Source organism: Tenacibaculum sp. 47A_GOM-205m (assembly GCF_000518405.1).
Taxonomy (GTDB): Bacteria; Bacteroidota; Bacteroidia; order Flavobacteriales; family Flavobacteriaceae; genus Polaribacter; species Polaribacter lutimaris.
Genome location: NZ_JADN01000003.1, coordinates 489,616 through 514,706, shown reverse-complemented (window position 1 = coordinate 514,706; position 25,091 = coordinate 489,616). Strand labels below are relative to the sequence as shown.

Annotated in this window: 23 protein-coding genes; 10 read left to right on the top strand and 13 right to left on the bottom strand. The window is 31.7% G+C overall.

What is annotated here, in order from left to right:
* The first annotated feature begins 24 nt into the window (after positions 1–24).
* Complete coding sequence (locus N534_RS0102570; RefSeq protein ID WP_028890980.1) at positions 25–1,839, top strand: DUF885 family protein; 1,815 nt, start codon at positions 25–27, stop codon at positions 1,837–1,839.
* Positions 1,840–1,898: 59 nt separating this feature from the next.
* On the opposite strand, the gene N534_RS0102565 is transcribed toward N534_RS0102570, so the two are convergent.
* Both N534_RS0102565 and N534_RS0102560 read right to left on the bottom strand, forming a co-directional pair.
* A complete protein-coding gene (locus tag N534_RS0102565; protein WP_028890979.1) occupies positions 1,899–2,309 on the bottom strand; it encodes a hypothetical protein in 411 nt (136 codons plus the stop codon).
* Positions 2,296–2,844: an RNA polymerase sigma factor gene (locus N534_RS0102560; RefSeq protein WP_255326687.1), complete on the bottom strand. Its 549-nt coding sequence runs from the start codon at positions 2,842–2,844 to the stop codon at positions 2,296–2,298. Before N534_RS0102560 ends, N534_RS0102565 begins: the two co-directional genes overlap by 14 nt.
* Positions 2,845–3,017: 173 nt before the next feature.
* Between N534_RS0102560 and N534_RS0102555 the strand changes: the two genes are divergently transcribed.
* The 5 genes from N534_RS0102555 to N534_RS0102535 all read left to right on the top strand — a co-directional run bounded on the left by N534_RS0102555 (position 3,018) and on the right by N534_RS0102535 (position 6,763).
* Complete coding sequence (locus N534_RS0102555; protein ID WP_028890977.1) at positions 3,018–3,401, top strand: DUF6249 domain-containing protein; 384 nt, start codon at positions 3,018–3,020, stop codon at positions 3,399–3,401.
* Between the two features lie 104 nt (positions 3,402–3,505).
* On the top strand, positions 3,506–4,834 hold the full coding sequence (locus N534_RS0102550) for a M28 family peptidase (protein ID WP_028890976.1): 1,329 nt from the start codon (positions 3,506–3,508) through the stop codon (positions 4,832–4,834).
* 3 nt (positions 4,835–4,837) lie between these two features.
* The gene (locus N534_RS0102545; protein ID WP_028890975.1) at positions 4,838–5,404 is read left to right on the top strand and encodes a YdeI family protein; all 567 of its coding nucleotides are present in this window, start codon (positions 4,838–4,840) and stop codon (positions 5,402–5,404) included.
* Positions 5,405–5,438: 34 nt separating this feature from the next.
* Complete coding sequence (locus tag N534_RS0102540; protein ID WP_028890974.1) at positions 5,439–5,966, top strand: RNA polymerase sigma factor; 528 nt, start codon at positions 5,439–5,441, stop codon at positions 5,964–5,966.
* Positions 5,966–6,763 (top strand): anti-sigma factor domain-containing protein, encoded by a 798-nt coding sequence (locus tag N534_RS0102535; protein ID WP_028890973.1) that lies wholly within the window; start codon positions 5,966–5,968, stop codon positions 6,761–6,763. The genes N534_RS0102540 and N534_RS0102535 overlap by 1 nt, the downstream gene beginning before the upstream one ends.
* A 112-nt stretch (positions 6,764–6,875) precedes the next feature.
* On the opposite strand, the gene N534_RS0102530 is transcribed toward N534_RS0102535, so the two are convergent.
* The 4 genes from N534_RS0102530 to N534_RS15570 form a co-directional block, all read right to left on the bottom strand.
* Positions 6,876–9,104 carry a TonB-dependent receptor plug domain-containing protein gene (locus N534_RS0102530; protein ID WP_028890972.1) on the bottom strand — a complete coding sequence of 743 codons (2,229 nt, stop codon included), beginning with the start codon at positions 9,102–9,104 and terminating at the stop codon, positions 6,876–6,878.
* Between the two features lie 15 nt (positions 9,105–9,119).
* Entirely contained in the window at positions 9,120–10,415 is a 1,296-nt protein-coding gene (locus N534_RS0102525) for a lipopolysaccharide assembly protein LapB (RefSeq protein WP_028890971.1), read from the bottom strand.
* A gap of 89 nt (positions 10,416–10,504) precedes the next feature.
* A complete protein-coding gene (locus tag N534_RS15575) occupies positions 10,505–11,065 on the bottom strand; it encodes a DUF4331 family protein (protein WP_028890970.1) in 561 nt (186 codons plus the stop codon).
* Positions 11,066–11,092: 27 nt separating this feature from the next.
* Positions 11,093–11,743 carry a DUF4331 family protein gene (locus N534_RS15570; RefSeq protein WP_028890969.1) on the bottom strand — a complete coding sequence of 217 codons (651 nt, stop codon included), beginning with the start codon at positions 11,741–11,743 and terminating at the stop codon, positions 11,093–11,095.
* A 193-nt stretch (positions 11,744–11,936) separates the two neighbouring features.
* Between N534_RS15570 and N534_RS0102510 the strand changes: the two genes are divergently transcribed.
* Together N534_RS0102510 and N534_RS0102505 are read left to right on the top strand one after the other, a co-directional pair.
* Positions 11,937–12,824 (top strand): TIGR01777 family oxidoreductase, encoded by an 888-nt coding sequence (locus N534_RS0102510; protein WP_028890968.1) that lies wholly within the window; start codon positions 11,937–11,939, stop codon positions 12,822–12,824.
* Positions 12,817–13,494: a GNAT family N-acetyltransferase gene (locus tag N534_RS0102505; RefSeq protein WP_028890967.1), complete on the top strand. Its 678-nt coding sequence runs from the start codon at positions 12,817–12,819 to the stop codon at positions 13,492–13,494. The genes N534_RS0102510 and N534_RS0102505 overlap by 8 nt, the downstream gene beginning before the upstream one ends.
* 30 nt (positions 13,495–13,524) lie before the next feature.
* On the opposite strand, the gene N534_RS0102500 is transcribed toward N534_RS0102505, so the two are convergent.
* Together N534_RS0102500 and N534_RS0102495 are read right to left on the bottom strand one after the other, a co-directional pair.
* Complete coding sequence (locus N534_RS0102500; RefSeq protein WP_028890966.1) at positions 13,525–14,346, bottom strand: hypothetical protein; 822 nt, start codon at positions 14,344–14,346, stop codon at positions 13,525–13,527.
* 205 nt (positions 14,347–14,551) lie between these two features.
* Positions 14,552–15,292, bottom strand: a complete 741-nt coding sequence (locus N534_RS0102495; RefSeq protein ID WP_028890965.1) for a DUF6263 family protein — start codon at positions 15,290–15,292, stop codon at positions 14,552–14,554.
* Between the two features lie 143 nt (positions 15,293–15,435).
* Between N534_RS0102495 and N534_RS0102490 the strand changes: the two genes are divergently transcribed.
* The gene (locus tag N534_RS0102490) at positions 15,436–17,409 is read left to right on the top strand and encodes a thiamine pyrophosphate-dependent enzyme (RefSeq protein WP_369791955.1); all 1,974 of its coding nucleotides are present in this window, start codon (positions 15,436–15,438) and stop codon (positions 17,407–17,409) included.
* 48 nt (positions 17,410–17,457) lie between these two features.
* Here N534_RS0102490 and N534_RS0102485 read toward each other — a convergent pair whose 3' ends face one another.
* The gene (locus N534_RS0102485; RefSeq protein ID WP_028890963.1) at positions 17,458–18,768 is read right to left on the bottom strand and encodes a dihydrolipoamide acetyltransferase family protein; all 1,311 of its coding nucleotides are present in this window, start codon (positions 18,766–18,768) and stop codon (positions 17,458–17,460) included.
* Positions 18,769–19,017: 249 nt separating this feature from the next.
* Here N534_RS0102485 and N534_RS0102480 point away from each other — a divergent pair, with 249 nt between their 5' ends.
* Positions 19,018–21,654: a DEAD/DEAH box helicase family protein gene (locus tag N534_RS0102480; RefSeq protein ID WP_028890962.1), complete on the top strand. Its 2,637-nt coding sequence runs from the start codon at positions 19,018–19,020 to the stop codon at positions 21,652–21,654.
* Between the two features lie 8 nt (positions 21,655–21,662).
* On the opposite strand, the gene hemF is transcribed toward N534_RS0102480, so the two are convergent.
* The 4 genes from hemF to hemE form a co-directional block, all read right to left on the bottom strand.
* Positions 21,663–22,565, bottom strand: a complete 903-nt coding sequence (hemF, locus tag N534_RS0102475) for an oxygen-dependent coproporphyrinogen oxidase (RefSeq protein ID WP_028890961.1) — start codon at positions 22,563–22,565, stop codon at positions 21,663–21,665.
* Positions 22,566–22,595: 30 nt separating this feature from the next.
* On the bottom strand, positions 22,596–23,342 hold the full coding sequence (locus N534_RS0102470; protein ID WP_028890960.1) for an EI24 domain-containing protein: 747 nt from the start codon (positions 23,340–23,342) through the stop codon (positions 22,596–22,598).
* Between the two features lie 71 nt (positions 23,343–23,413).
* Positions 23,414–24,016, bottom strand: a complete 603-nt coding sequence (locus N534_RS0102465) for a thioredoxin family protein (protein ID WP_081728262.1) — start codon at positions 24,014–24,016, stop codon at positions 23,414–23,416.
* Between the two features lie 20 nt (positions 24,017–24,036).
* Positions 24,037–25,068 (bottom strand): uroporphyrinogen decarboxylase, encoded by a 1,032-nt coding sequence (gene hemE / locus N534_RS0102460; protein ID WP_028890958.1) that lies wholly within the window; start codon positions 25,066–25,068, stop codon positions 24,037–24,039.
* Between the last annotated feature and the right edge of the window lie 23 nt (positions 25,069–25,091).

The following is a 25,091-nucleotide window of genomic DNA, read 5'->3' as shown; positions in this document are numbered from 1 at the left end:
TTGTTCACATTCAAAAATATAACCATGAAGAAAATCCTCTTAACTGTAGTAGCTACAGCTACTTTCCTAGTTTCTTGTAAGCAAGAAAAAAAGGAAATAGTAAGCATTCCTACTCCAGAAAATACTGAATTCAATCAGTTATTAAAAGATTACAACGAAGGTAAACTACAATTAAATCCTGTAAGTGCGACTTTTGCAGGTGATAATCGTTTTAACGACCAATTTCCTAATACGTTGTCTGATAAATATCAAGCAAAAAGTAATGAGTTTTTCAAAAATTATAAAGAAAAACTTAACAACTTTAAAGACGCTAACTTAAACGAAAGTCAACAAATGAGCAAAGCTGTTCTTGATTGGGATTGTGATATGGCATTGGCGCAAGCTAGCTATAAAAATGATTTACTAATGCCAATCAACCAAATGTGGACAATTAACCTTACCATGGGACAATTAGCAAGTGGTAGTAGCGCACAACCTTTTAAAACAGTTGAAGATTACGACAATTGGTTAAGCAGATTAGACAAATACAATACTTGGTTACAATCGGCTAAAGAACGTATGCAGCAAGGAATGAATGAAGGGTATGTGTTACCTAAATCATTGATTAAAAAAGTAATTCCACAGTTTGAAAGCTTAACAATTGTAAAAACTTCTCCTGAAGGAATTACAGATTTTTCAGAGCATTTATTTTATTCTCCAATAAACACTTTACCAGCTGATTTTTCTGATGCTGATAAAACAAGGTTGACAGAAGCCTATAGCAACATGTTGAATGATAAATTAATTCCGTCATTCAAAGCCATGTATGAGTTTTTAAACTCAGACTATTTAGCTGCTGGTAGAGAAAGTAGTGGTATTTCTGATATTCCTAATGGAAAAGCATACTACCAACATGCTATTAAAAATTATACCACTACCAATATGACTGCTGATGAAATTCATGAATTAGGGCTGAAAGAAGTTGCTAGAATTTTGGCAGAAATGGAAAAAGTAAAAGCACAAGTAGGTTTTGAAGGAAGTTTAAAAGAATTCTTTGATTTTGTTCGTAACAACAAGGAGTTAATGCCATATACTGAGACACAACAAATCATTGATAATTTTAATGCGATTCACGAAAAAATGAAGCCACAATTAGAAAAGTTATTTGGTAACAAACCAAAAACTCCTTTTGTGGTAAAACAAACTGAAAAATTCAGAGAAGCTTCTGCAAGTGCTGAATACAATCCAGGTTCATTAGATGGAACACGTCCTGGAGTTTTCTACACCCCTATTCCTGATGCAACTAAATACAATGTATTTTCTGATGAAGCGTTGTTTTTACACGAAGCTATTCCTGGTCATCACTATCAAATTTCATTAACACAAGAAAATGAAGATTTACCCGATTTTAGAAAAACGTTATGGTACAGCGCTTATGGTGAAGGTTGGGCGTTATATACTGAGAATTTAGGTAAAGAATTAGGTTTATACACAGACCCATATCAATACTTCGGAATGTTAGGTATGGAAATGCACCGAGCTATTCGTTTGGTAGTTGATACAGGGATCCATGCTAAAGGTTGGAGTCGCGAAAAAGCAATTCAATATTCATTAGATAACGAAGCTGAAGGTGAAGTTAGTATTATCTCTGAAATTGAGCGTTATATGGCGAATCCTGGACAAGCGTTATCTTATAAAATAGGGCAATTGAAAATCCGTGAATTACGTGCAAAAGCCAAAAAGGAATTAGGCGATAAATTCGATATTAAAGAATTCCATAATCAGGTTTTAGAGACAGGATGTATTCCTTTAGCGCTATTAGAAAACAAAATTGACAAGTGGATTGCTTCTCAAAAGTAATCTCACTACTTTAATAAAAAATAAAAATCCGCTTTGATAACTCAAAGCGGATTTTTTTATCAGTTAAATTTTCTAGTAAAATGGTTTTTCAAATAATAGATTTGTACAAATACCATTACGGTAAAAAAGAAGCAAGCACTTAGCATTAAATTTGATACTGTGATATTTTCAAATAAATTTGGCAATTGAATATTCGATAAATAATCCATTTTTATCTTGGGTATTTGAAGCCAACTTGATGAAGCTCCTTTCGATACAAACAAAATACTAACAGCTAATATACCTGCTAATACAAACCATACTCTTTTGGATATTAATGGTGCTGCTTTATAAATAGAAGATTGCTCTTCTTTTAAAATCGCATCCATAATATTTGCTGTAAAATCAATAGATGGTGTCTCTGCTTCTATTTCGTTGATATACTTTTTTGTAAAAGCATCTAATTCTTTAATATCTTTATTTTCTCCCATAATGATTTATCAATTCAGGTTCTACTTTTTTCTCTACTATACTCAACAACATTTTTCTAGCTCTATGTAATTTTACTTTTGCATTCGCTTCCGAAAGATTTGTAATTTCAATTATTTCTTTCAGGCTTAATTCTTCAAAATAAAACACCCATAAAATAGTACGCTCCTCTTCTGGCAAATTTAATAAGCAACTATTTATTACTTGTGCTCGTTCTTTTCGTTCAATACCTTCTAAAATACTATCAGCAGATTTAATTCTGTTAATAGTAACCTCATCAATTGTATCAGTATTATACCTTTCTTTATTCTTCTTTAAACTATCTAAGCAAGTTCTGTATGTTATTTTATACAACCAAGTAGAAAACTTTGACTCTCCTTTAAACTTGCTCAAATTCTTATAAGCTTTTATAAAAGTATCTTGTGATATTTCTTCAGCCTCTTCTCTACTCTTTACCATTTTTAACGCCAACGAAAACACCATTACTTTATACTTTTCAACTAAAAAAGTATAAGCATTAGCATCTCCTCTAAGGATTTTATCTATATAAGTTTGATCGTTAATAATAGTCTTTTTATACTATGACTGTACTTAGTTAAAAAAGGTTACAACTATTCATTAAAAAAATTAAAAATATTCTGTAACCTTTTTTTAAATGTAGCTGTCATACTTGTAAACACATTAAAAATAATCATTTTAAACTCAAAAATATGGAAGTAGCAATTGTATTTATGTTCTTGTTTGCAGTAATATTCGGAATCTTTTATTTATTCTATTCAACAAGAAATAAGGAACGTTTAGCTTTAATTGAAAAAGGTGTAGATGCCAAAATTTTTATGCAAGGCGAAAAAAAGCGTTCTACATTAACAGGTAGGGTAATTATCTTAAACTTAGCTTTATTAGCTATGGGAATAGGTGTTGGTGTTTTATTAGGTGCTATTTTAAGTTCTTTATTTGGATATAGTGGTTCTTGGGCAGATAGACCATCAAATGCTATTGACTCAGAAGTTTTCTTTATCTCATCTATTTTTCTTTGTGCAGGTGGGGCCTTATTAATCGGTTTTAATCAAACTAAAAAATTAGACAACGAATAAAGTTTGTTTAAATAATAAACTACTTTAATAAATATGTTAAAAGAGAATAAAGCTGATTTTATTCTCTTTTTTGTTTTGTAATTTAGTAAGCTAAATTCCTTAACATGAGAAAATTCACAGTACTATTCTTACTAATTTCTACAACAATATCAGCGCAAACCGACACTAAAATATACGATATTATTAATGCTGTTTCAGCAGATAGAATCAAAACTGATATTACTACTCTAACAAATTTCGGAACACGCCATACACTAAGTGATACAATTTCAAATACTCGTGGAATTGGAGCGGCACGTCGTTGGATTAAATCTGAATTTGATAAAATATCTTCTGATTGCAACAACTGTTTAGAGGTATTTTACCAAAAAGACTTTGTAAAAAAAGGAACCAATAGCAGAATCACCAAAGATGTTTGGGTCGTTAATGTTGTTGCTATTCAAAAAGGAACAAAATATCCTAACAATTACATTGTAATGAGTGGTGATATTGACTCAAGAATTTCCGATCCTAATAATTTTACCGATGATGCACCTGGAGCCAATGACAATGCCTCTGGAATGGCAGGAACAATTGAAGCTGCTCGTGTTTTAAGTAACTATAACTTTGAAAACAGTATTATTTATGTTGGATTGTCTGGTGAAGAACAAGGTCTATTTGGCGGAAAAGGATTAGCTACATATGCAAAAGAAAAAAACTGGAATATTGTTGGTGTAATGAATAATGACATGATAGGAAATATTAAAGGTGTTGACGGCGTAATTGATAATCGTACGTTTAGAATCTTTTCTGAACCTGTGCCTCCAACAGAAACAGAACGCCAACGAAAAGCACGTCGTTTTTATGGTGGTGAGGTCGATGGTATTTCACGTCAGTTAGCGCGCTATATATACAAAACTACCAAAACGTATATGCCAGAAATGAACCCGAAAATGATTTATCGCTTAGACAGATTTGGTCGTGGTGGACATCATAGACCTTTTAACGATGCTGGTTTTGCTGGTATTAGAATTATGGAAGCTCATGAGAATTACACACAACAACACCAAGATATTAGAACAGAAAACGGAATTGAATATGGTGATAGACTTAAGTTTGTAAACTTCGATTACGCTAAAAAATTAACCGCTGTAAACGCTATTAACTTAGCTAGTATTGCTGCTGCACCACCTTCTCCTAAAAATGTAGGAATTGGAGGTATTGTTGAAGCTTCTGCTAAACTTCAATGGGATAAAGTTGATGGCGCTAAAGGATATAAAATCTATTGGAGAGACACTACTTCTCCTACTTGGGATAACTTTAAATATGTGGAAAATACTACTGAGTTTACTTTAGACGGAATTGTTTTAGATAACTACTTCTTCGGAGTAAGTACTGTTGGTAAAAATGGGCATGAAAGTATAGTTTCATTCCCTTCAAAAATTATACGTTAATTAATGGATAATAAACCTCATCTATACTTTAAAACTCATATTGAATGGCGAACTTGGTTGTTAGACAACCATAATGAAAGTGACGGTGTTCATTTAATTTTATACAAAGTTGATGTTGACATACCTAGCATGCGATGGGAAGAAGCCGTAAAAGTTGCTTTATGCTTTGGTTGGATTGATAGCACTGTAAAAAGTTTAGGAGATGGAAAAAGGAGGCAATATTTCTGCCCTAGAAAACCTAAAAGTGTTTGGAGTGCACTCAATAAAAAATATATTGAAGAGCTAATTGCTAATAATTTAATGCATTCTTCTGGAATTGCCTCTGTTGAAATGGCCAAAGAAAATGGATCTTGGTCTGCTTTAGATGCTGTAGAAAATTTAATTGTCCCTAATGATTTACAAACTGAATTTGATAAAAACTATACTGCTTTTAACAACTATCAAAATTTTGCACCTTCTTACCGTAAAAGTTATTTATATTGGTTAAGTCAAGCTAAAAGAGAAGCAACAAGAACAAAACGAATTTATGAAATCATTCGTTTGTGTTCCCTCAATCAAAAGTCTAGATGATTTTTAGTATTTTGTAGTCCAATCAATTAACTATATGCAACTAGAATCCCTCGTTAAAAAATTTAAAAACAAAGATGTAAAAGCTTTTGAAGCTTTATATGAAATGTACAATGAAAGTGTACAAGGCATCGTATTTAACATTGTTAGAGAACAATCCATTGCTGAAGAAATTACTCAAGATGTTTTTATAAAAGCATGGAATAATGCTGAAACCTACTCAGAAAAAAAAGGGCGCTTTTTTACATGGATTATCAATATTGCTAGAAATGCAGCTATTGATAAAATTCGATCTAAAAATTTTAAGAACAGTTTAAAAAACCTTGATGCCGAAAATTTCGTAGATATAATAGAAAACAATGATAGTTTGGACTCAAAAACCAATGCTATTGGCATAAAAAATTTTGTAAACAAGCTAAAAGAAACTTGTATTAAAGTTATAGAGCTCCTCTACTTTAAAGGTTTTACACAAAAGGAAGTTTCAGAAAGTTTAAATATCCCCCTTGGAACTGTTAAAACTAGAAATAGAAATTGTATTAACGAATTAAGAACTATGCTTAAATAATGGCTACAAATAAACACATAGAATCTGGGATTTTAGAACTATACATTGCTGGAGCGCTTTCTGAAAAAGAAAACGAACAAGTGTATCGTTTAATAATTGAACATCCTGAAATTTTAGAAGAAGTCAAAGAAATTGAAAAATCAATTTCTACCCTTATTTCTAATGTTGCCCCTAAAAATACCAAAAGCTTTTTTAAAGACATTTTAATTAAAATACTACAAGAAAAAGAAGACTCTAAAAAAGTTATTGCTATAAAAACGTCTAAGAAAAAATGGATTACATATACTGGTTGGGCAGCCTCTTTTATAATTGGCAGTACTTTAATTATCTCTTTGAACAAAAATGCTAATTTACAAGGACAGATAGATACTATTAATGAAGCTAAGGAACAGTATGAAATAAAGTTAGAGGAAACAAATTACAATTTAGCAGAGAATAAAAAATTACTCGCTGTAATTAGAAATAAAGATATTATAACTGTTCCTTTACAAGGTCAAAATGTATATCCTGAAGCTTATGCAAAAGTTTACTGGAATAAAAACACTAAAAATATTTACTTAGATGTTCAAGGATTACCAAATCCACCAAAAGGAAAAGTATATCAGGTATGGTCGTTAAAACTTAATCCACTAACTCCAACTAGTCTTGGTACCTTGGATAATTTTGCTATTAATGAAAATAAAGTATTCACTATAAATAATCCAAACGATTCACAAGCTTTCGGTATTACTTTAGAGCCTGCAGGTGGAAGCGAAACACCTACTTTAGAACAATTATATACTCTAGGTGCAGTATAAATAATAATTACCTATAAATTAATATAGCCGCTTAAAGCGGCTATATTTTTGTTGCCATTAATCCTTCTAAAAAAAATGACAACTTATCAAGTCCCCCCGGACTATCGTTATTTTAAAAAGAATATCGTATTGTAGCTTTTGCAGAAAATGGAATTCCTGGTGTAAAGTGAATTTCCTCTACTGGGTTTGGTTCATTTTGCAACCTCGATTCCGTAGCAAACTGTGTTTCATTCCAAGCAACATCAAAAATATTTTCTAACGATACACCTAGTGTTATGTTATTTATTTTATAACTAATATTTGCATCAGTAACAAAATAACCTTCTGCTACTATTGAATTATCTTCATTTGCAGGTCTATCACCTATATATCTATAATTTATCCCTCCTGAAAATTTCTTATAATTATTTACAGATAATCCTCCTGTTACTGTCACTTTAGGAGCTAAAGGAATATTGTTTTCTCCAGACGGATCATCAACACTTTCTGCTTTTGTAAAAGTAGCATCACTATCAAAATATAACCAATCTGTTAATTGATATCTAATCCCTAAATCAATACCATAACGTTGTGCTTCTCCTGAAGGCTCTACAATACCTGCGTCTCCAACATATACTAATTCATCTTCTGAAAGTAAATACCATAATGCTGTATTTATAACTACTTTTGAAGTAGGCTTCCAAACAGTTCCTAAGTCAACACCATAAGCCCTTGGTAATGTTTTCCTATTAGGTTGTGTAGCCACTACCCTAGTATCGTTTGAATGAAAACCTATTCCTGATTTTAAAAACCATTGAATTTTAGCATTTGGAGTATAGGTTACATTTATTTTAGGATTTACTACTACTTGTGATTTAGAAAATGTTTTGTACTCATCTAATAAGTAATCATTGTAGTTAAATTTTAAATAATCTAAACGTAATGCTGGAGCTACCATAAACTTTCCAAACTCAAATTCACTATTTGCAAAAGCATAATAATTCGTTTGATTTACTTTTCCTAATTGAATTTGATTTAGTACTTCTTTTCTTTGAAGTGTATGCGACAACTCTAAGTTATCTACAATATCAGCACGTAAACCTGTTCCGAAAGTTAACTCTACAGGTGTATTTGATAATTGTGTTTTCTTTTTAAACTGGGTGTTAAACCCGAAAACATCTCTGTTTTCAGTTTGCTTTATTTGATCTCCGTTTACAGGGTCTTCTAAGAAGAAAGTAAAGTTTGAAAATAAATTGAAATTATAATTTGAATAGAAAACGTTTGAAGTTACACTAACATCATTCTTTAAAACCTTTGAGTGTTCTAAGTTTATGTTCGTTCGTGAAGTTGTTCCTCCTTCAGTATCATCAATTGAACCAAAACGAGTAATATTTCCATTGTCTACTTCTCTTTGTGGTATTTGTCCTGAAGCATCCCATTTACTCGTAAAATGCGAAGCTGATAATGACAAACTGCTATTATCTTTTAAAAAGGTTCTATACTTCGTAAAAATATTAATTCGACTAAAATTTTGTGGAGACTCTACAAAACCATCTGTTTCTAAATATTCAATAGCAACATAAGCATTATCTGTACTGTTTTTATCTAACAAATTAAACATACCTAATGTTCTAAATGTATTGAATTGTCCAATACCTACTTCTACTCTACTATTTTCTAAATATGCTTTTGTTTTAAAGTCTACATATCCAGCTGTATTAAAATCTCCTTTACTAGCATAATAAGGTCCTTTTCCGAAGTTAATTTTTTCAATAGTTTCAGGAATAATGAAATGTAAATCACTATATCCTTGTCCATGAGCATGAGAAACCATATTTACAGGTGTTCCGTCTACCGACAATGCTATATCAGTACCGTGATCAATATCAAAACCTCTTAAAAATATTTGTTCAGCTTTTCCTCCTCCAGCGTGTTGACCTATAAAAAGCCCCGGTACTCGTTGTAAAATTTGTTGAGATGAGTTTACTGGTTTTTTATCTAAATCAACTCTAACAATTGTTTGTAATGGATCTCTTTTATTAGACAATACCATTTCATCTAACAAAAAACTTTTCATTTCCAAAATAATTGTTTTTGGAGAGCTTAGGTCGTCGCTATCTAATTCTAAGTTGATTTTTTTATATCCTAAAATTCCGAATTCAATAATATCTCCTACTTTTGAATTATCTAAGATAAATTCTCCATTAACTTTCGTATGTGTGTGGCTATTACTGGTAGTATTATATACATATACATTCTCTAAAGGCTTTTTATTGGTATTAAATACCTTTCCTTTAAATTGTTGTGAAAATACATGGCAACTACCTAGCAGTAATGCTAAAAATAAAATCTTTGCTTTCAAAATACTGGGGTTTAATTATATACTTAAAATTTTTTCTATCATCAATGGACCTAATTCAAAAGAGCTTTCTAATAACTCATCTTTTAAAGCCATAGCTTTGTCATTAATTCCATTTGCTTTGTAAATTTCAGCTATATGATACTGTATTTCGGGCTCGAAAGTTTTATCTACTACATGTGTATTAATTACTTCTAAAGCTTTTTTAAAGTCTTTATTTTTGTAATAATACCAGGCTAGTAAATCGTAAGATTGTGGTGTAGGCCTACTTTCTATTTCTTTTTCGATGTATGATAATGCACTAGATGTGTCATTAAATTCTTCTAAATATAATTTAGCTAGATGCTGATTATACATTACACCATATGAGCTATTTTTTACAGCCGATAAATATACCTCAAGATAACTATCTCTTTTTGTTAAACTATTCTTAAACTCGGCTATTTCTGCCTTTAACAAATAATAATCTGGAGAAGAATGTTCGTTACTTATGATATCTAAAATTCGTAGTGCTTCATCTGCATTTTTATCATGAGAATATACAATCCAAGCAATACCTTTTTTTGCATACGCATTACTGTTATCTAGTTCTAATGCTTTTAAGTATAAATTATAAGAATCCTTTATTTGACCGTTATGCCCATAAAAGTCAGCTAAATTGGTATAACTCCATGCTTTTAAATCTTTATTATTAGCTTCTTCTGCTTTTTTCATGGCCTTTTCCATAAATCGAATTGCTGAAGACAAATCTCCTTTATAATCATGCCATTTAGAAACTCTTATTAGGTAATCAAAGTCAGCATAGTTTTCAATTTTAGCTAAGTATTTAGAAGCTTTATTAGGTTCACCTAACTCTAAATAAACATCAAACAACATTTTTTGAGTAGCATTTAGGTTCTCTCCATTTACCTCGGCTTTTTTTAGTAGTTCTAACGATTCTTTAAATCGATGTTGAGAGATATAGTTTCTTGCTAATGATCGTAAATGTGAAGCTTTGTTATAATTCGTTTTTTGATTGATTTTTAACAGCTTCTTTTCCGCTTCTATCAAATAAGAAATATTTCCTTTTTCTGAGAAAAGTAATGTATTAGCCTTTGCTATTTTACTTAAATATGGATACTGTGTTGGCTGATTGTTTAATTTTTTCTGCCAAAAATCTAGTTCTTTTTGAGCTAACGATTCTGAAGTAACTACTGTTTTTTGTAAGTACTTATTATACTCTTCTTGGCTAGCTACTTTTGTTGTTTTTGAAGTTGTACAACTCAATATACTACTACTTAGAATAGCACATATAATTATTTTAATAGTTTTCATTTTAGAAGGATTTTTAGTTAATAGTTTGTTTAAAAATTGGTTGCTAAAAAGCAACCAATTTTAATTATAGGAGGTTTTGTCATCCTGTTTTACCAAGGACTTGCCAAATATGGAAAAGAGCTTAAAAAGTCTTTATCATTTGCATCTACATGATCATCTGATAATGTTGGATTTTCAGAAAAGTCTTCTCCTCCAAAAATCAATAATAGCTCAACGGTAATCACATCATCTGCTAAAGCTCTACCTGTTAACACATTGGTTCCATCGTAAAAAGTTGTTGTACCATCTAATGAAACGGTTAATACATCGGTAGCTAAAACACTCGCAAAAGTTGCAGCGTCTAAACCTAATGCATTCGTATCTCCAGCATTTGCATATGCAGGGCTTAACGCTTTTAAATTCGTTTCAAACATTGCTGCAAAATTTGCTCCTTGCTCAGATGGTATTGTTACATTAAATGCATCTTTCATATCGCTATTTACAAAAACAGTATTCACTGCTGGTCTACCCATTTGGTCTTTTTGCATGTAACTTCCCGAGAAGTCAATAGAAGCCATTGGTTGTACATTATTATCATCATCACTACAACTTGCTAAGGCAAAAATTGATAGGATTGAAATTGCTAAGATTTTTATATTGTTAAGTTTCATGTCTTTGAATTTTAAAGTTGATTGTTTTTACTGCTTCGTTTTAGTTTCTACCCAAGTATTAATATTACCTGAGCCTCCAATCATAGATTTTGGTACCTCTACTACTACTGATAATACATTAGTACCTGCAAAAGTATCTGCTCCTGGATCATTAAAACCACCTGCATTTCCTGCAATAATTTCACCGTATTGAGCAAAATCCATAAAGAAAGGATCGTCTCTAGGTCCTGCAAAAAACTGCATTCCTCCTTTACTACCAACTATGGCACTAGATCCATAAGGAGTTATAGAAACACCATACTCTGACCCATCTTGTGGTAACATACTAGTTAAACCAGTTGTTGATGGACTATATGGACCAAAAAAGTACATTTTTCCATCTCTTGGAATTGCTTGAATTACTAAATCTTCAACTTTGTCATCATTGTTATCGATATTAAATTCAATCAATACATTTTCATCAAAACTTGCTGATGCTGTAGCTGAAGGACTTAATAATCCTTGAATATTTGCTACAAAAACAAGATTGCTTGTATTTTCTCCTTGGAAAGCATAAAAGTCTGTAATATCACTTGAGCCTCCTGTTACGTCTGGAGCATCAATGTGATCGGCTGCTAATAAGACTAAACCTATTAATGCTAAAGCACCGGCTCCAATAATTAATTTCATTTTTTTCATGGTTGTAAATTTTAAAGTTAATTACTCATTCAACCATACTTACGAGAAAATAGCAATGACGGTTTTTATTTTTTTAACTTTTTTTTATAAAAACATGAAACCCTCCTATTTTAAAGGGATTACAGGTGATTTTTTTTATACTCTTCTTTTATCTATTTATTTCTTTAAATATGAATGTTTATTTTTGAGTACTATGGCTACAATATTAATTACAGGCGGAACAGGGTTAATTGGAAAAGAGTTAACCAAAAAATTAACTAGTAAAGGGCATGTGGTAAACATTCTTACCCGAACACCTAAAAAGAACAATGAGTTTCGCTGGAATGTAAAAGAAAGTTTTATTGATAAGGATGCTTTTAACAATGTTAGCCATATTATTCACTTAGCTGGAGCAGGTATAGCAGATAAACGATGGACTAATGAAAGAAAGAAAGAATTGATAAATAGCCGTGTAAAAACAGCTAATTTACTGTTCAATAAAGTACAAGAATACCAAGTACCTCTTGAAAAATTTATTTCTGCTTCTGGTATAGGATATTATGGAGCTGTTACTTCTGACAAAGTATTTACAGAAAAAGATAAACCTGAAAATGATTTTATCTCTAAAATTTGTGTAAAATGGGAGAATGCTGCTCTTCAATTTGAACAAATAGATATTCCTGTAACCATTTTACGAACTGGTGTCGTTCTTTCAAAAAATGGAGGAGCTTTACAAAAAATGAATACTCCTTTATTTTTATCTGCCTTAGGAAACGGTAAACAATATATGCCTTGGATTCATATTGATGATTTATGTGAACTCTATTCAAAAGCAATAGAAGACAAAGACTTTAATGGTATTTTTAACGCTGTTGCTCCTGAACATCAAACCAACGAAAGTTTTACAAAATTACTTGGAAAAAGTATTAATAAACCAGTACTTCCAATGAACGCTCCTTCATTTATTTTAAAAACTGCTTTAGGAGAAATGGCTTATATCTTATTAAAAGGAAGTAGAGTTTCTTCTAAAAAAACAAATAGTAATTATAATTTTATTTTTCCAACCTTAAAAACTGCTTTAACTAATATTTATAATGGATAATAAGCTTAAAAATCCTGTTTGGCATTCATTATGTGAAACACATGAAAAATTTGCTATCAATTATGATGGTGTTAAGTTTTATGACCCTAAAATTTGTCCATTTGGGGCTTTTACGAATAGTGCTAAAACTGCTAAGGCTTTAAATGAGTACGCTAAATTAACTGATCGCTTTTTCTTAGTTTCAGAAAATGAAACTCCAACTTTTGATCCAAAAAAAATAATTCTTGACAAAAAGATTGAAGGTTGTCAAATGGTATTACAGCATTTAGTAGAGGTAGATATTACAGAAACAATCATCCCTTTAACTGAAAGCCATATTGATGACATATACAATTTGGTATGGTTAGTAATGCCTGGATATTACCAAAAAAGGACTTTTGACATGGGAAAATATTTCGGTGTTTTCAAAGACAATCAGCTTGTGACTATTACTGGGCAACGTATGCAAACAGATGATTTTGTTGAGGTAAGTGCTGTAGTTACACATCCTAATTATACTAGAAGAGGACTCGCCAAACAACTTACTCATTTTGTTACTCAGGAAATCATCAAAGATGGAAAGCATCCTATGTTACATACCACCAAAGGAAATCCAGCAATACAACTTTATAAAAAGTTGGGGTATAAACTAACAAGAGATATGAATTGGTGGTTTTTTCATAAAAAATAAGAGCTCAGAAATTTCTGAGCTCTTTTCTTTTTATTTGGTTAATTCTGGTACTGATGTATAAATATAATCACCATGTTTCCCTGTAAAATACTTACTCATTTTCTTTCCAAACTCTTTTCTTTTTGCTTCATCTGGCCAATGTTCTTTAAAAAGTTCAGTACTTCTTTTCCCCATTTTATCTAAATCCCCCATTGATTCTATTACGAATGCTCTTACATATTCTGTTCTATCTGCCCCCCAAGCATGCCCATGTTGGTAATACCCTTTTATATATTCATTTTTATTAATCACATTATCAAGATATTCTTTACTAAGAGTATCAAATTCTTTTCTAGAACCATCTTCTGGGAAAGCAAAATGTCCTTTTACTACTAACCAAATCATCTCTTTATCCGATGGAGCCAGCATTTTTGCTCCTGCTATAGGTACATAAATTTCATCTGAGTGAGTATCTGCATAATACGCATTTCTCTTCTTAAAGTACTCCTCTCTTTTTGCTTCATCTGGCCATGCTTCTTTAGCTAATTCATTGTTTCTTTGAGAAGCTTTATCGATATTATCCCAAGAACTATAGGTATTCACAAAAATAATTTCTGTATTGTCTGGTGTAAAACGATGTAGAAAAATAAAAGACCTGATAATAAACTCGTTCTTTTTAGCAACTTTATCTAAAAACTCTTTTTCTACAGCAATCCATTCTTTTCTATCAAAATTTTCATAGTCCATGTTCCAATGTCCTGTAGTTACGGTAATGTAAGCTGGACGCTGATTCTCGCTCTGAGCAAAAATAGTACTTGGAATTACCATTAATAGCAAAAGCCCTAATAGTAGCATTACTTTAGATGTTTTCATAATTGTAGTAGTTTTAGTTACATAAAATTGACTGAGGATTCGCTTAAAAAGAATAATAAACTTACCTCTACGTGTGAGAGGTTTGGCGAGAGATTAGCAAATTTACCAAATTATAAAATACACTTTTTAAGTATTTTAACTGTTTTTAACAAAAAAAACTCAGGAAATCCTGAGCTTTTAAAGTAAGTATATGATTAATATGTTTTTAACCTTTGGTAAACTTAGCAGTCATGTTAGTTGTTGCATCTTGTCCTTGAATCTTCATTGTCATATTTATGTTTGACTCTAAAGGCATACCTGAGTCTCTATCTATATCCATCGCTCCTGTAATATCTCCATCAGCTGCTCCTGTAACTTTTCCTGAAATATCTATTAAAACATTTTTAGAAGATATTGATTTTACTTTGTAGGTAAAGCTGAAGTTCATTGCTCCATCATTTTTAGTTTTTGTCCAAGTATCACCTACTGCTACTGCTTCTTTAGGGTAAATTACACTACTAGATTGTTTTGTAATATCTTTTGCCCCTTGAATATTACTAGGCTCAACCTTTGTTTCTAAGATATTTCCTAGGTTATCACCTTTAGTCATAATTGTAGCTGATAACATAGGCTGCATTTTAGACTTCATCATTTTTCCTGTCTCATCTAATTCTTCATCCTTTTTAGATGAGTCGTATGATATATTCACTGTTCCTTGCTTCATATCCATTGCCATTTTGGTAATTTTAGAACTACTTTCATAGGTATCTTCTGAAACTCCTGTTATATCATACTTCATTTGAATATGCATATCGTTTGTCATAATCCCATCTCCTATTACCTGACTCATATTCATATCCATAGTGTAAGACTGTCCTTTTTCATAATTCAAACGAAGTAACACCTTTTCTTGCGCAAATGTTATTGTTGATATAAATAATAACAATACTATAATTTTTTTAGTCATTTTTTATCAAGTTTTAATTTTTCACGAATTTATATAATTAAAATTTCTCATTTCTCATTTTGATTCTATTTTTTTTTTAGCCACATTTGAATAACTATAACTTAACAATGAAAACAACTCTTAACACAAACAACAATGTTTCAATGCTTTATAACAAAGGAAACCTTACTAATGAAACGCTAATTAAACTGTACAAACAAATGCTTTTACCGAGGCTTATAGAAGAAAAAATGCTAATTCTATTACGACAAGGTAAAATTTCAAAATGGTTTAGTGGTATTGGGCAAGAAGCCATATCAGTAGGAGTTACTTCTTCTTTGACCAAAGATGAGTACATTTTACCTATGCATAGGAATTTAGGTGTTTTTACTACTCGTGAAATTCCTTTATACCGTTTATTTTCTCAATGGCAAGGAAAAGCGAACGGATTTACCAAGGGAAGAGACAGAAGTTTTCACTTTGGAAGTCAAGAATACAAATTAGTAGGAATGATTTCTCATTTAGGCCCTCAATTAGGTATTGCTGACGGAATTGCCCTAGCCAATAAACTAAAAGGAGATAAAAAAGCTTGTGCTGTTTTTACTGGTGATGGCGGTACCAGTGAAGGAGATTTCCACGAAGCTTTAAACGTAGCCTCTGTTTGGAACTTACCTGTTTTATTCTGCGTTGAAAATAACGGATATGGTCTTTCAACTCCAACTTCTGAACAGTTTAATTGTGAACATATTGCAGATAGAGGCATTGGATATGGAATGGAAGCCCATATTATTGATGGGAATAACATTTTAGAAGTTTACACCAAAGTTTCTGAATTAGCAGAGAGCATTAGGGAAAACCCAAGGCCTATTTTATTGGAGTTCAAAACATTTAGGATGCGAGGGCATGAAGAAGCTAGTGGAACTAAGTACGTTCCTGAAGAGTTAATGGTAGAATGGGCTTTAAAAGACCCTATTGATAATTATAGAAACTTCCTTATTAAAGAAGGAATACTTACCTTGGAAGAGGATGAAAAATTTAAAGACGAATTTAAAAACACAATTCAAGAACATCTCAATACAACTTTTGAAGAAGCAACCATTACTTCTTCAGTTCAAAATGAATTAAACGACGTATACAAGACTTTTTCTCCTACAACAATAACTCCTAATACTACCACAGAAAACATTCGCTTGATAGATGCCATTTCAGAAGGTTTAAAACAATCTATGGAACGTTATGATGATTTGGTTATCATGGGGCAAGATGTGGCTGAATATGGTGGCGTATTTAAGATTACAGAAGGTTTTGTAAAAGCTTTTGGGAAAGGTAGGGTTCGTAATACACCAATATGTGAATCTGCTATTGTTTCTCTTGCTTATGGCTTAGTGGTAAACGGAATGAAGGCAGTGATGGAAATGCAGTTTGCCGATTTTGTTTCTACAGGATTCAATCCTATTGTAAATTTATTAGCCAAATCTCATTACCGATGGAACCAAGAAGCCGATGTTGTAATACGAATGCCTTGTGGTGCTGGTGTTGGCGCAGGACCTTTTCATTCGCAAACTAACGAAGCTTGGTTTACCAAAACTCCAGGATTAAAAGTTATCTATCCTGCTTTTCCTTACGATGCTAAAGGATTGTTAACAGCAGCTATTAATGATCCTAATCCTGTTTTATTCTTTGAGCATAAAGGCTTGTATAGAAGTACCTATCAAGAAGTGCCTACAGATTATTATACACTTCCTTTAGGTAAAGCTTCCGTTTTAAAAGAAGGAAATGAGGTTACTATTGTCAGTTTTGGTGCTGCTGTGCATTGGGCTTTAGAAACCTTAGAGCAAGTATCTGTATCAGTTGATTTAATTGATTTAAGAAGCTTACAACCTTTAGACACCGAAACAATATACAACTCGGTTAAAAAAACTGGTAAAGTAATTATTTTACAAGAAGATTCCTTATTCGGAAGTATTTCTAGCGATATTTCTTCACTTATAATGGAGAATTGTTTTGAGTACTTGGATGCCCCTGTAAAAAGAGTTGCTAGTCTTGAAACTCCTATTCCTTTTGCAGGAAATTTAGAAAAGGAGTACTTACCAAAAGAGCGCTTTAAAGAAGAACTATTAGAACTAATAGCTTATTAATAAAAAAGCTCACTTAAAAGTGAGCTTTTTTTATTTCTATACTTTTTATTAAAAATCTTGATTTACATTCCAAGACTCTAAAATCTCTTTAAATGTTTTAATAAACATACCTCCTAAAGCTCCGTTTACTACTCTATGATCGTATGAGTGAGATACAATCATTTTGTGGCGGATTCCGATGAAATCTCCTTCTGGAGTTTCAACAACCGAAGGCATTTTTCTAATAGCTCCTAAAGCTAAAATAGCTACTTGTGGTTGATTTATAATTGGAGTTCCCATAATCGACCCAAAACTTCCCACATTGGTTACTGTATATGTACCTCCTTGAATTTCGTCTGGTTTTAATTTATTAGCTCTCGATCTGTTTGCTAAATCATTTACCTGCTTAGTCATTCCTACTAAACTTAATTGATCTGCATTTTTAATTACAGGAACAATTAAATTTCCATCAGGTAAGGCAGCTGCCATACCTAAGTTGATATTTCCTCTTTGGATGATTTTATCTCCATCAACAGAAATGTTGATTAGTGGATGCTTTTTAATTGTTTGCGCTACAGCCTGCATAAAGATTGGAGTAAAGGTTAACTTCTCCCCTTCTCTCTTAAAATAAGCATCTTTTACCTTATTTCTCCAGTTTACAATATTGGTAACATCTATCTCGATAAAAGATTGAACATGCGCCGACGTCTGTACAGAATCAACCATATGCTTTGCAATCAATTTACCCATACGGCTCATTTCAATTACTTGATCTTGCCCTCCTAAGGTAATAGGTGTAGATACTACTTTTTCAGCTGGTGCTGCTTTTGCTGGAGTAACAGCTGGTTTTTCAGCCACTTTTGGTTGACTTCCTCTGCTTTCTAAATATGATAAAATATCATTTTTAGTAACTCTTCCTTCTTTACCAGTTCCTTGTATCGTATCTAATTCTTCAATAGAAATTCCTTCTGTTTGCGCAATACTTTTTACTAATGGTGAATAAAAACGATCACTTGATGAAGTATCAATCGTAGTAGCTACAGTTTCTTTAGCTACTTCAACTGTTTTTTCTACTGCTGCAACAGTTTCTGGTTTAACCTCTTCTTTCTTAGGTGCGTCTACTGTAGCTCCTTCTTTTCCTTCTGTTTCTATAATTGCAATAGTTTCACCTACTTGCACAACAGTATCTTTTTCAAATAAGATTTCAACTAAGGTTCCTTCTACTTCACTAGGTACTTCACTATCTACTTTATCTGTAGCTACTTCAACAACGGTATCATCTATATCAATAGTTTCTCCAACTTCTTTTACCCAAGAAGTTATTGTTGCTTCTGCAACGCTTTCGCCCATTTTAGGCAACTTCAATTCGTATCTAGCCATAGTGTATAATTTTAAACGCTTGCGAAGTTACTAAAAAGCAACGATTTTTTCATGATTTTATCCGTTAAATATTTTTGATTTCTTCTTTACTGATTAAATTATCCTCAATTCAACTCTAAAAAACAACAAATAGATTATTGTTATCTCTGTAAAAAACAAATATCATTACGAATAATTTAATATCTGATTAAACTTTTGTTTGTTCGCTCAAAATTCTATTTTTGAACTCTTTAACCTAATTAAAAATTGTTGAACGAAACTATTACCAAACTTAACTTCTTATTTGACTGGAGACCTTATCAAACAAAAGTGCTTCAAAATTTTTCAGTTCATATACAGGATAATCATTTTCATATAGTTGCTCCACCTGGTTCTGGGAAAACAATTTTAGGAATAGAAATTATTAAAAGAATAGGTAAAAAAACATTGATTCTAGCTCCGACTTTAACCATTAGAAATCAATGGGAAGATCGTTTACAAAACTTTTTTACTACCGATTGTAATTTTTCTCAGGTTTCATTTGATATTAAACAACCTTCTGATATTACTTTTTCTACATATCAGGCTTTACACAGTTTCTATAAGTCTTTTGATACTAAGGAAGCCTATTATAATTTCTTTAAAAAACATCAAATAGAAGTTTTGTTATTAGATGAAGCTCATCACTTAAAAAACGCTTGGTGGAAATGTTTATTTGACTTAAAAGAGCAACACATGCAAACGGTAGTGGCTTTAACCGCTACTCCACCTTACGATAGTGATAATGCTGAAATTCAAAAGTATTTTAAGCTGTGTAGTGAGATTGATGATGAAATTGTAGTTCCTGATTTAGTGAAAGAGCAAAATCTTTGTCCACATCAAGATTTAGTTTTTCTATCCAAACCTGAAGATCAAGAAATTAATTTTATTACTGATTTTAGGCTTAAAATTTCTCAGTTTGTTACTGACATCTTAAAAGATAAAGAGTTTATTTCTTTTCTAAAACAACACAGATTTTATGCTAAAACAGAGGAAAACTTAGAAGAACTCTACAAGTATTCTGATTTCTTTTCTTCTATGTTAATCTTCTTACACGAAGCAGAAGGAACTATTCCTTTGGAAAAGCTACAAGTATTAGGTTTTGATAAAGATGAAGAGATTGATTTTCCTTCAATTACAAATGAATGGATTCAAATTTTGTTTCAACACTTATTAGTAACTGATCGTGAAAATCTTATTGAAGATGAAGTTTATTTAGATTTCTTAGAAAAAAAACTTCGAAAATTGGCAGTTTTTAGTAAAAACAAAGTCAATTTAGTAGGAAATGAACTTTTGTATAAATCACTAAGTAATAGTCCAAGTAAGTTAAAAAGTATTACCACTATTGTTCAACAAGAACAACAAAATTTACAACACGAATTACGTTGTGTTATTTTATCAGATTATATTAGAAAAGAATACCTAAACTGTTCTTTACCTGAAATAAAAGAAATTAAAAAACTAGGAGTTATTCCTATTTTTCATCATATTAGAACAACTACTAAAAACAAAAATAGTTTAGCTGTTCTTACAGGTAGTTTAGTAATTATTCATAGTAGTAATATTGCTAAACTTGGTTTGGTTGATGCTATTGATAACTACAATTACACTCCTTTAAAATCGGATACCGAGTTTGTAATTCTTACAACTAAAAATTCATCTAAACATAGTATTGTTGAAGCCATTACTCAGCTTTTTGAATTCGGACATATCAAAATTTTAGTGGGTACAAAATCGTTATTAGGTGAAGGTTGGGACGCCCCATCCATCAATAGCTTAATTTTAGCTTCTGTTGTAGGCTCATTTGTTACTTCAAATCAAATGCGTGGACGTGCAATTCGAGTAGATAGTAAAAACCCTAATAAAGTTGGTTTAATTTGGCATTTGGCTTGTATTGATACTTCGGATGAGTTTGGAGGACGAGACTTTGAAATTCTTACTCGTCGTTTTAATGCTTTCTTAGGTATTTCCAATGGTAAAAAAGCTGTTATAACTAGCGGAATTGAACGTTTACAGCTTCCTTCTAATTTTATTGATGAAGATATTCAACAACAAAATGAAAAGACTTTAGAGCTTTCTAAAAACAGAAATTTAATTTCTCAACGATGGACAAATGCCATTAGCAATGGAAAAGGAATTATTAAAGAACTTACCTTTTTTAATGAAAAGAATAAACAATATCCTAAACAGAAAAAGTTGTATTATCAAGATATTGTAAAATACACGATTGGTGAAATTATTATTGGTTTATCCTTTTTTCTTCCTGAATTTATCATCAAAAACTTTAATGTTTTATTACAAAAGGGAATTATTTACTTCCTATTTGCTTTGTCTTCTGCCTTAGGACTAACTTTTGGTTATAAAATTTATAAGTCTGTTCAATTGTATGTATACTTCGGATTGATTCATAAAAAAATAGATAAAATCGCATTGGCTATTTTGGAATCTCTTTATGAGCTAAACCTTTTAACAACACCATTAAACGATATACAAGTTCAAACTCAATTATTAGCTAAAGGAAATGTTTCTTGCACCATTCACGGAGCAAACAGGTATGAAAGCACACTATTCATAAAGGCTTTGGATGAGTTGTTACAACCTATCGATAACCCTAAATATTTGCTGATAAAAACGAGTTGGTTCCGCAGAAAATTAAAGTTACATAACTTCTTTCCTGTTCCAGAAATTTTTGGTATTCGTAAAAAAGAATGTCAAATTTTTCAATCTCACTGGAACAAACATCTTGGTAAATCTAAATTGGTATATACTCGAACTATGGATGGAAGAAAGCTGTTATTAAAGGCTCGTCTTTTCCATATTCATAATGTGAATAGTGAACTTACTAAGAAAAATGTTGTTTGGAAATAGGTTTTAAATTATACCCAGTTTTTAGGTTTAGCCAATACCTCTAATAATTTTCCTTCTTCAGAACCTTCTTCTGGATGGTGGTTGTATTTCCATTGTACCGTTGGTGGTAAACTCATTAAAATACTTTCTATACGTCCGTTCGTTTTTAAACCAAATAAGGTTCCTCTATCGTGTACTAAATTAAATTCTACATAACGACCACGACGCACTTCTTGCCAGTCTTTATGTTCTTGAGTGTAGGCTATATCTTTTCTTCTCTCAACAATTGGAACATATGAGTTTAAAAAGCTATTTCCTACTTCAGTCACAAAATCATATCGATCTTGCATAGAGAAATCTTCTGTTTCTTTTAAATAATCAAAGAACAAGCCTCCTAAACCACGTGCTTCATTTCTGTGTGCATTCCAAAAATAGTTATCACAGATTTCTTTGAACTTTGGATAAAAGTCTGAGTGGTGCTTATCACAAGCTTCTTTACAAACAGTGTGAAAATGTTTTGCATCTTCTTCAAATAAGTAATACGGAGTTAAATCTTGTCCACCACCAAACCATTGTGTAACAATGTTTCCATCACCGTCATACATTTCAAAATAACGCCAGTTAGCGTGTACTGTAGGTACAAATGGATTCTTTGGATGGATTACTAAACTTAATCCACAAGCGAAAAAGTCTCCACTTTCCACTCCAAATTGCTTTCTTAATGCTTCAGGCAACTCGCCAAAAACTTTAGATATATTTACACCTCCTTTTTCAAAAATATTTCCATTTTCAATCACACGAGTTCTACCTCCTCCACCTTCAGCACGTTCCCATAAATCTTCTTGAAACTTAGCTTTTCCATCTATAGCTTCTAATTTAGATGTTATGGTATCTTGTAATTCTTGAATGTAGGCGTAAAATTGTTCTTTCATGTGTTTGTTTCTGTTGAAGTGCAAAAGTACTTATTCTGGTAATTTTTTAAGCTGTATTTTCTTAATAGTTTCTGTAGTAGCTGCGGTTACTGATAATGGTAATACGAGAATTACTCCGATTACAGGAATTAATAAAAATAGCATAAATACAACTCCATTTCCTATAGCTAACCCCTTGTTTTCTTTTACAAAATTGATACTTTCTCTGTATTTAAAATGACGTTCAAGCGTATAGTCCATATTTCCAAAACCTGCATAATATGCTTGCATTAAAAATAGTAACATAGTTGAAACAATACCAATCACAGGAATCAACCCTAATAATAAGATAGGAATTGTCAATAAGAGTTCTCTAGTTAAATTCCTAAGGTTTATTCGTATACCTCTAATTAATTGTTCTTGAAAAGAAGTTATTCTATGCGTATGATCTTCTCCTCTAAGATAATCTTCAATTTTTTCTGAAACTGGACTCATAAAAGGGGCAGATAACGCCATTACAATATGTTTGTATAATACCAAACCTATTACCACAATAAGTAATCCACTTAAAAAAGTACTAATTACTTCAAAGGTTTCTTCACCAAATTCCCATTTCCAAAAATTTGCTACATAATGACCTATGTTATCTGAAAATGTATATGCCATAAAGCCAACAAATGTTGCTGTTAATAAGCTTATAAACATAGGAATGATAAAATACTTCCATAGCTTTAATTTAGATATCAGTCCGAATGCACCGAAGTACGCTTGAATTCCTTTTACAATATTTTGTATCATTTCTTTTTTTGTGTGAAAATAAAAAACCTCTTTCGATTAGGAAAGAGGTTTAAAAAATATTGTTATTTCAACTACTTTAAAATTGGTGCTAAAAAGTCTTCAAAATTCTTAGTATTAATTTCGTTTACTTCATCCCAACCAACTTCTTTTGTTGGTGTAGCTGCTCCTCTTTTAACATTGATGAATTGTTTGTCTTTATCAATTAAGTATGCTGTAGGATAATCTAGTTTATGAACAAAACCGCTGATATCTAAATGTCCTTTTTCAACCTTATCTATATCTCTTGCAGGTACTAGTTTAACTCTTTTATCTAGCTTTTCAGCCATTTTCTTAACTTTTGCCTCTTTGTCCCAAAAAATCATAATAAACTCTAACTTATTATGATATTTTTCAACCATAGCATTTAAAGCAGGAACATCTCCCCAACAAGGAGCTGACCAAGTAGCGTTAGCTATTAACACGATTGGCTTGTTAATTTTGTCTGTACTTACCGTTTTACTATCAAGTGTAGTAAAGTTGTAATTTAACAAATAAGAGCCTTTAATGCACTTATCAATCAAACCTTCGGTACTTTCTTCTACACAATTATTTACTGCAAAATTGTAATACGTTTTATTTTGTGCGAATGTAACAGTCGTTAAAAAACACATCAAAACAAAAAATAAGTTCTTCATTTTTAATTATTTAAAGGGGGTTATCTGTCGGCTTTATACTCTTTAACCGCATCAATAAATGCCTTGGCATTCTCTAGCGGGATATTCGGTAAAATTCCGTGCCCCAAGTTAACAATATATTTGTCTTTACCAAACTCATTAATCATTTGGTGTACCATCTTTTTTATTTCAGCTGGTGGAGACAACAATCTTGAAGGGTCAAAGTTACCTTGTAAGGTAATATTTCCTCCTGTTAAATAACGTGCATTTCTTGGCGAACATGTCCAATCTACTCCTAAAGCTGAGGCGTTTGATTGTGCCATTTCATGTAAGGCAAACCAACACCCTTTACCAAAAGCAATAACTGGAGCATCATCTTTCAATGCTTCTATTATTTGATTGATGTACTGCCATGAAAATTCTTGATAATCTGTTGGAGATAACATTCCTCCCCAAGAATCAAAAACTTGTACAGCGTTTACACCTGCTTTTACCTTTTCTTTTAAATATGCAATTGTGGTATCTGTAATCTTCTGAAGCAATTCGTGTGCCAAAATTGGTTGAGTGAAACAAAATTCTTTTGCTTTGTCGAAATTTTTAGACCCTTGTCCTTGTACAACGTAACATAAAATTGTCCATGGAGACCCCGCAAAACCTATTAATGGTATTTCATCGTTTAGCTTTTCTTTGGTTGCTTTAATAGCATCCATTACATACCCTAATTCTTCATGAATATCAGGTATAATTACGTTATCTAACCCTTTTTTATCTCTTACAGGATTTGGCAAATAAGGTCCAAAGTTAGGTTTCATTTCCACTTCAATATTCATTGCTTGTGGAATTACTAAAATATCTGAGAATAATATCGCAGCATCCATTCCGTATCTACGAATTGGTTGTACTGTAATTTCTGAAGCTAATTCTGGAGTTCTACAACGTGTAAAGAAATCGTACTTTTCTCGAATTTCCATAAACTCTGGCAAATACCTTCCTGCTTGACGCATCATCCATACTGGTGGACGGTCAACTGTTTCTCCTTTTAAAGCTCTTAAAAATAAATCGTTTTTTATCATGTCTATCTGTATGTCATTCTTCC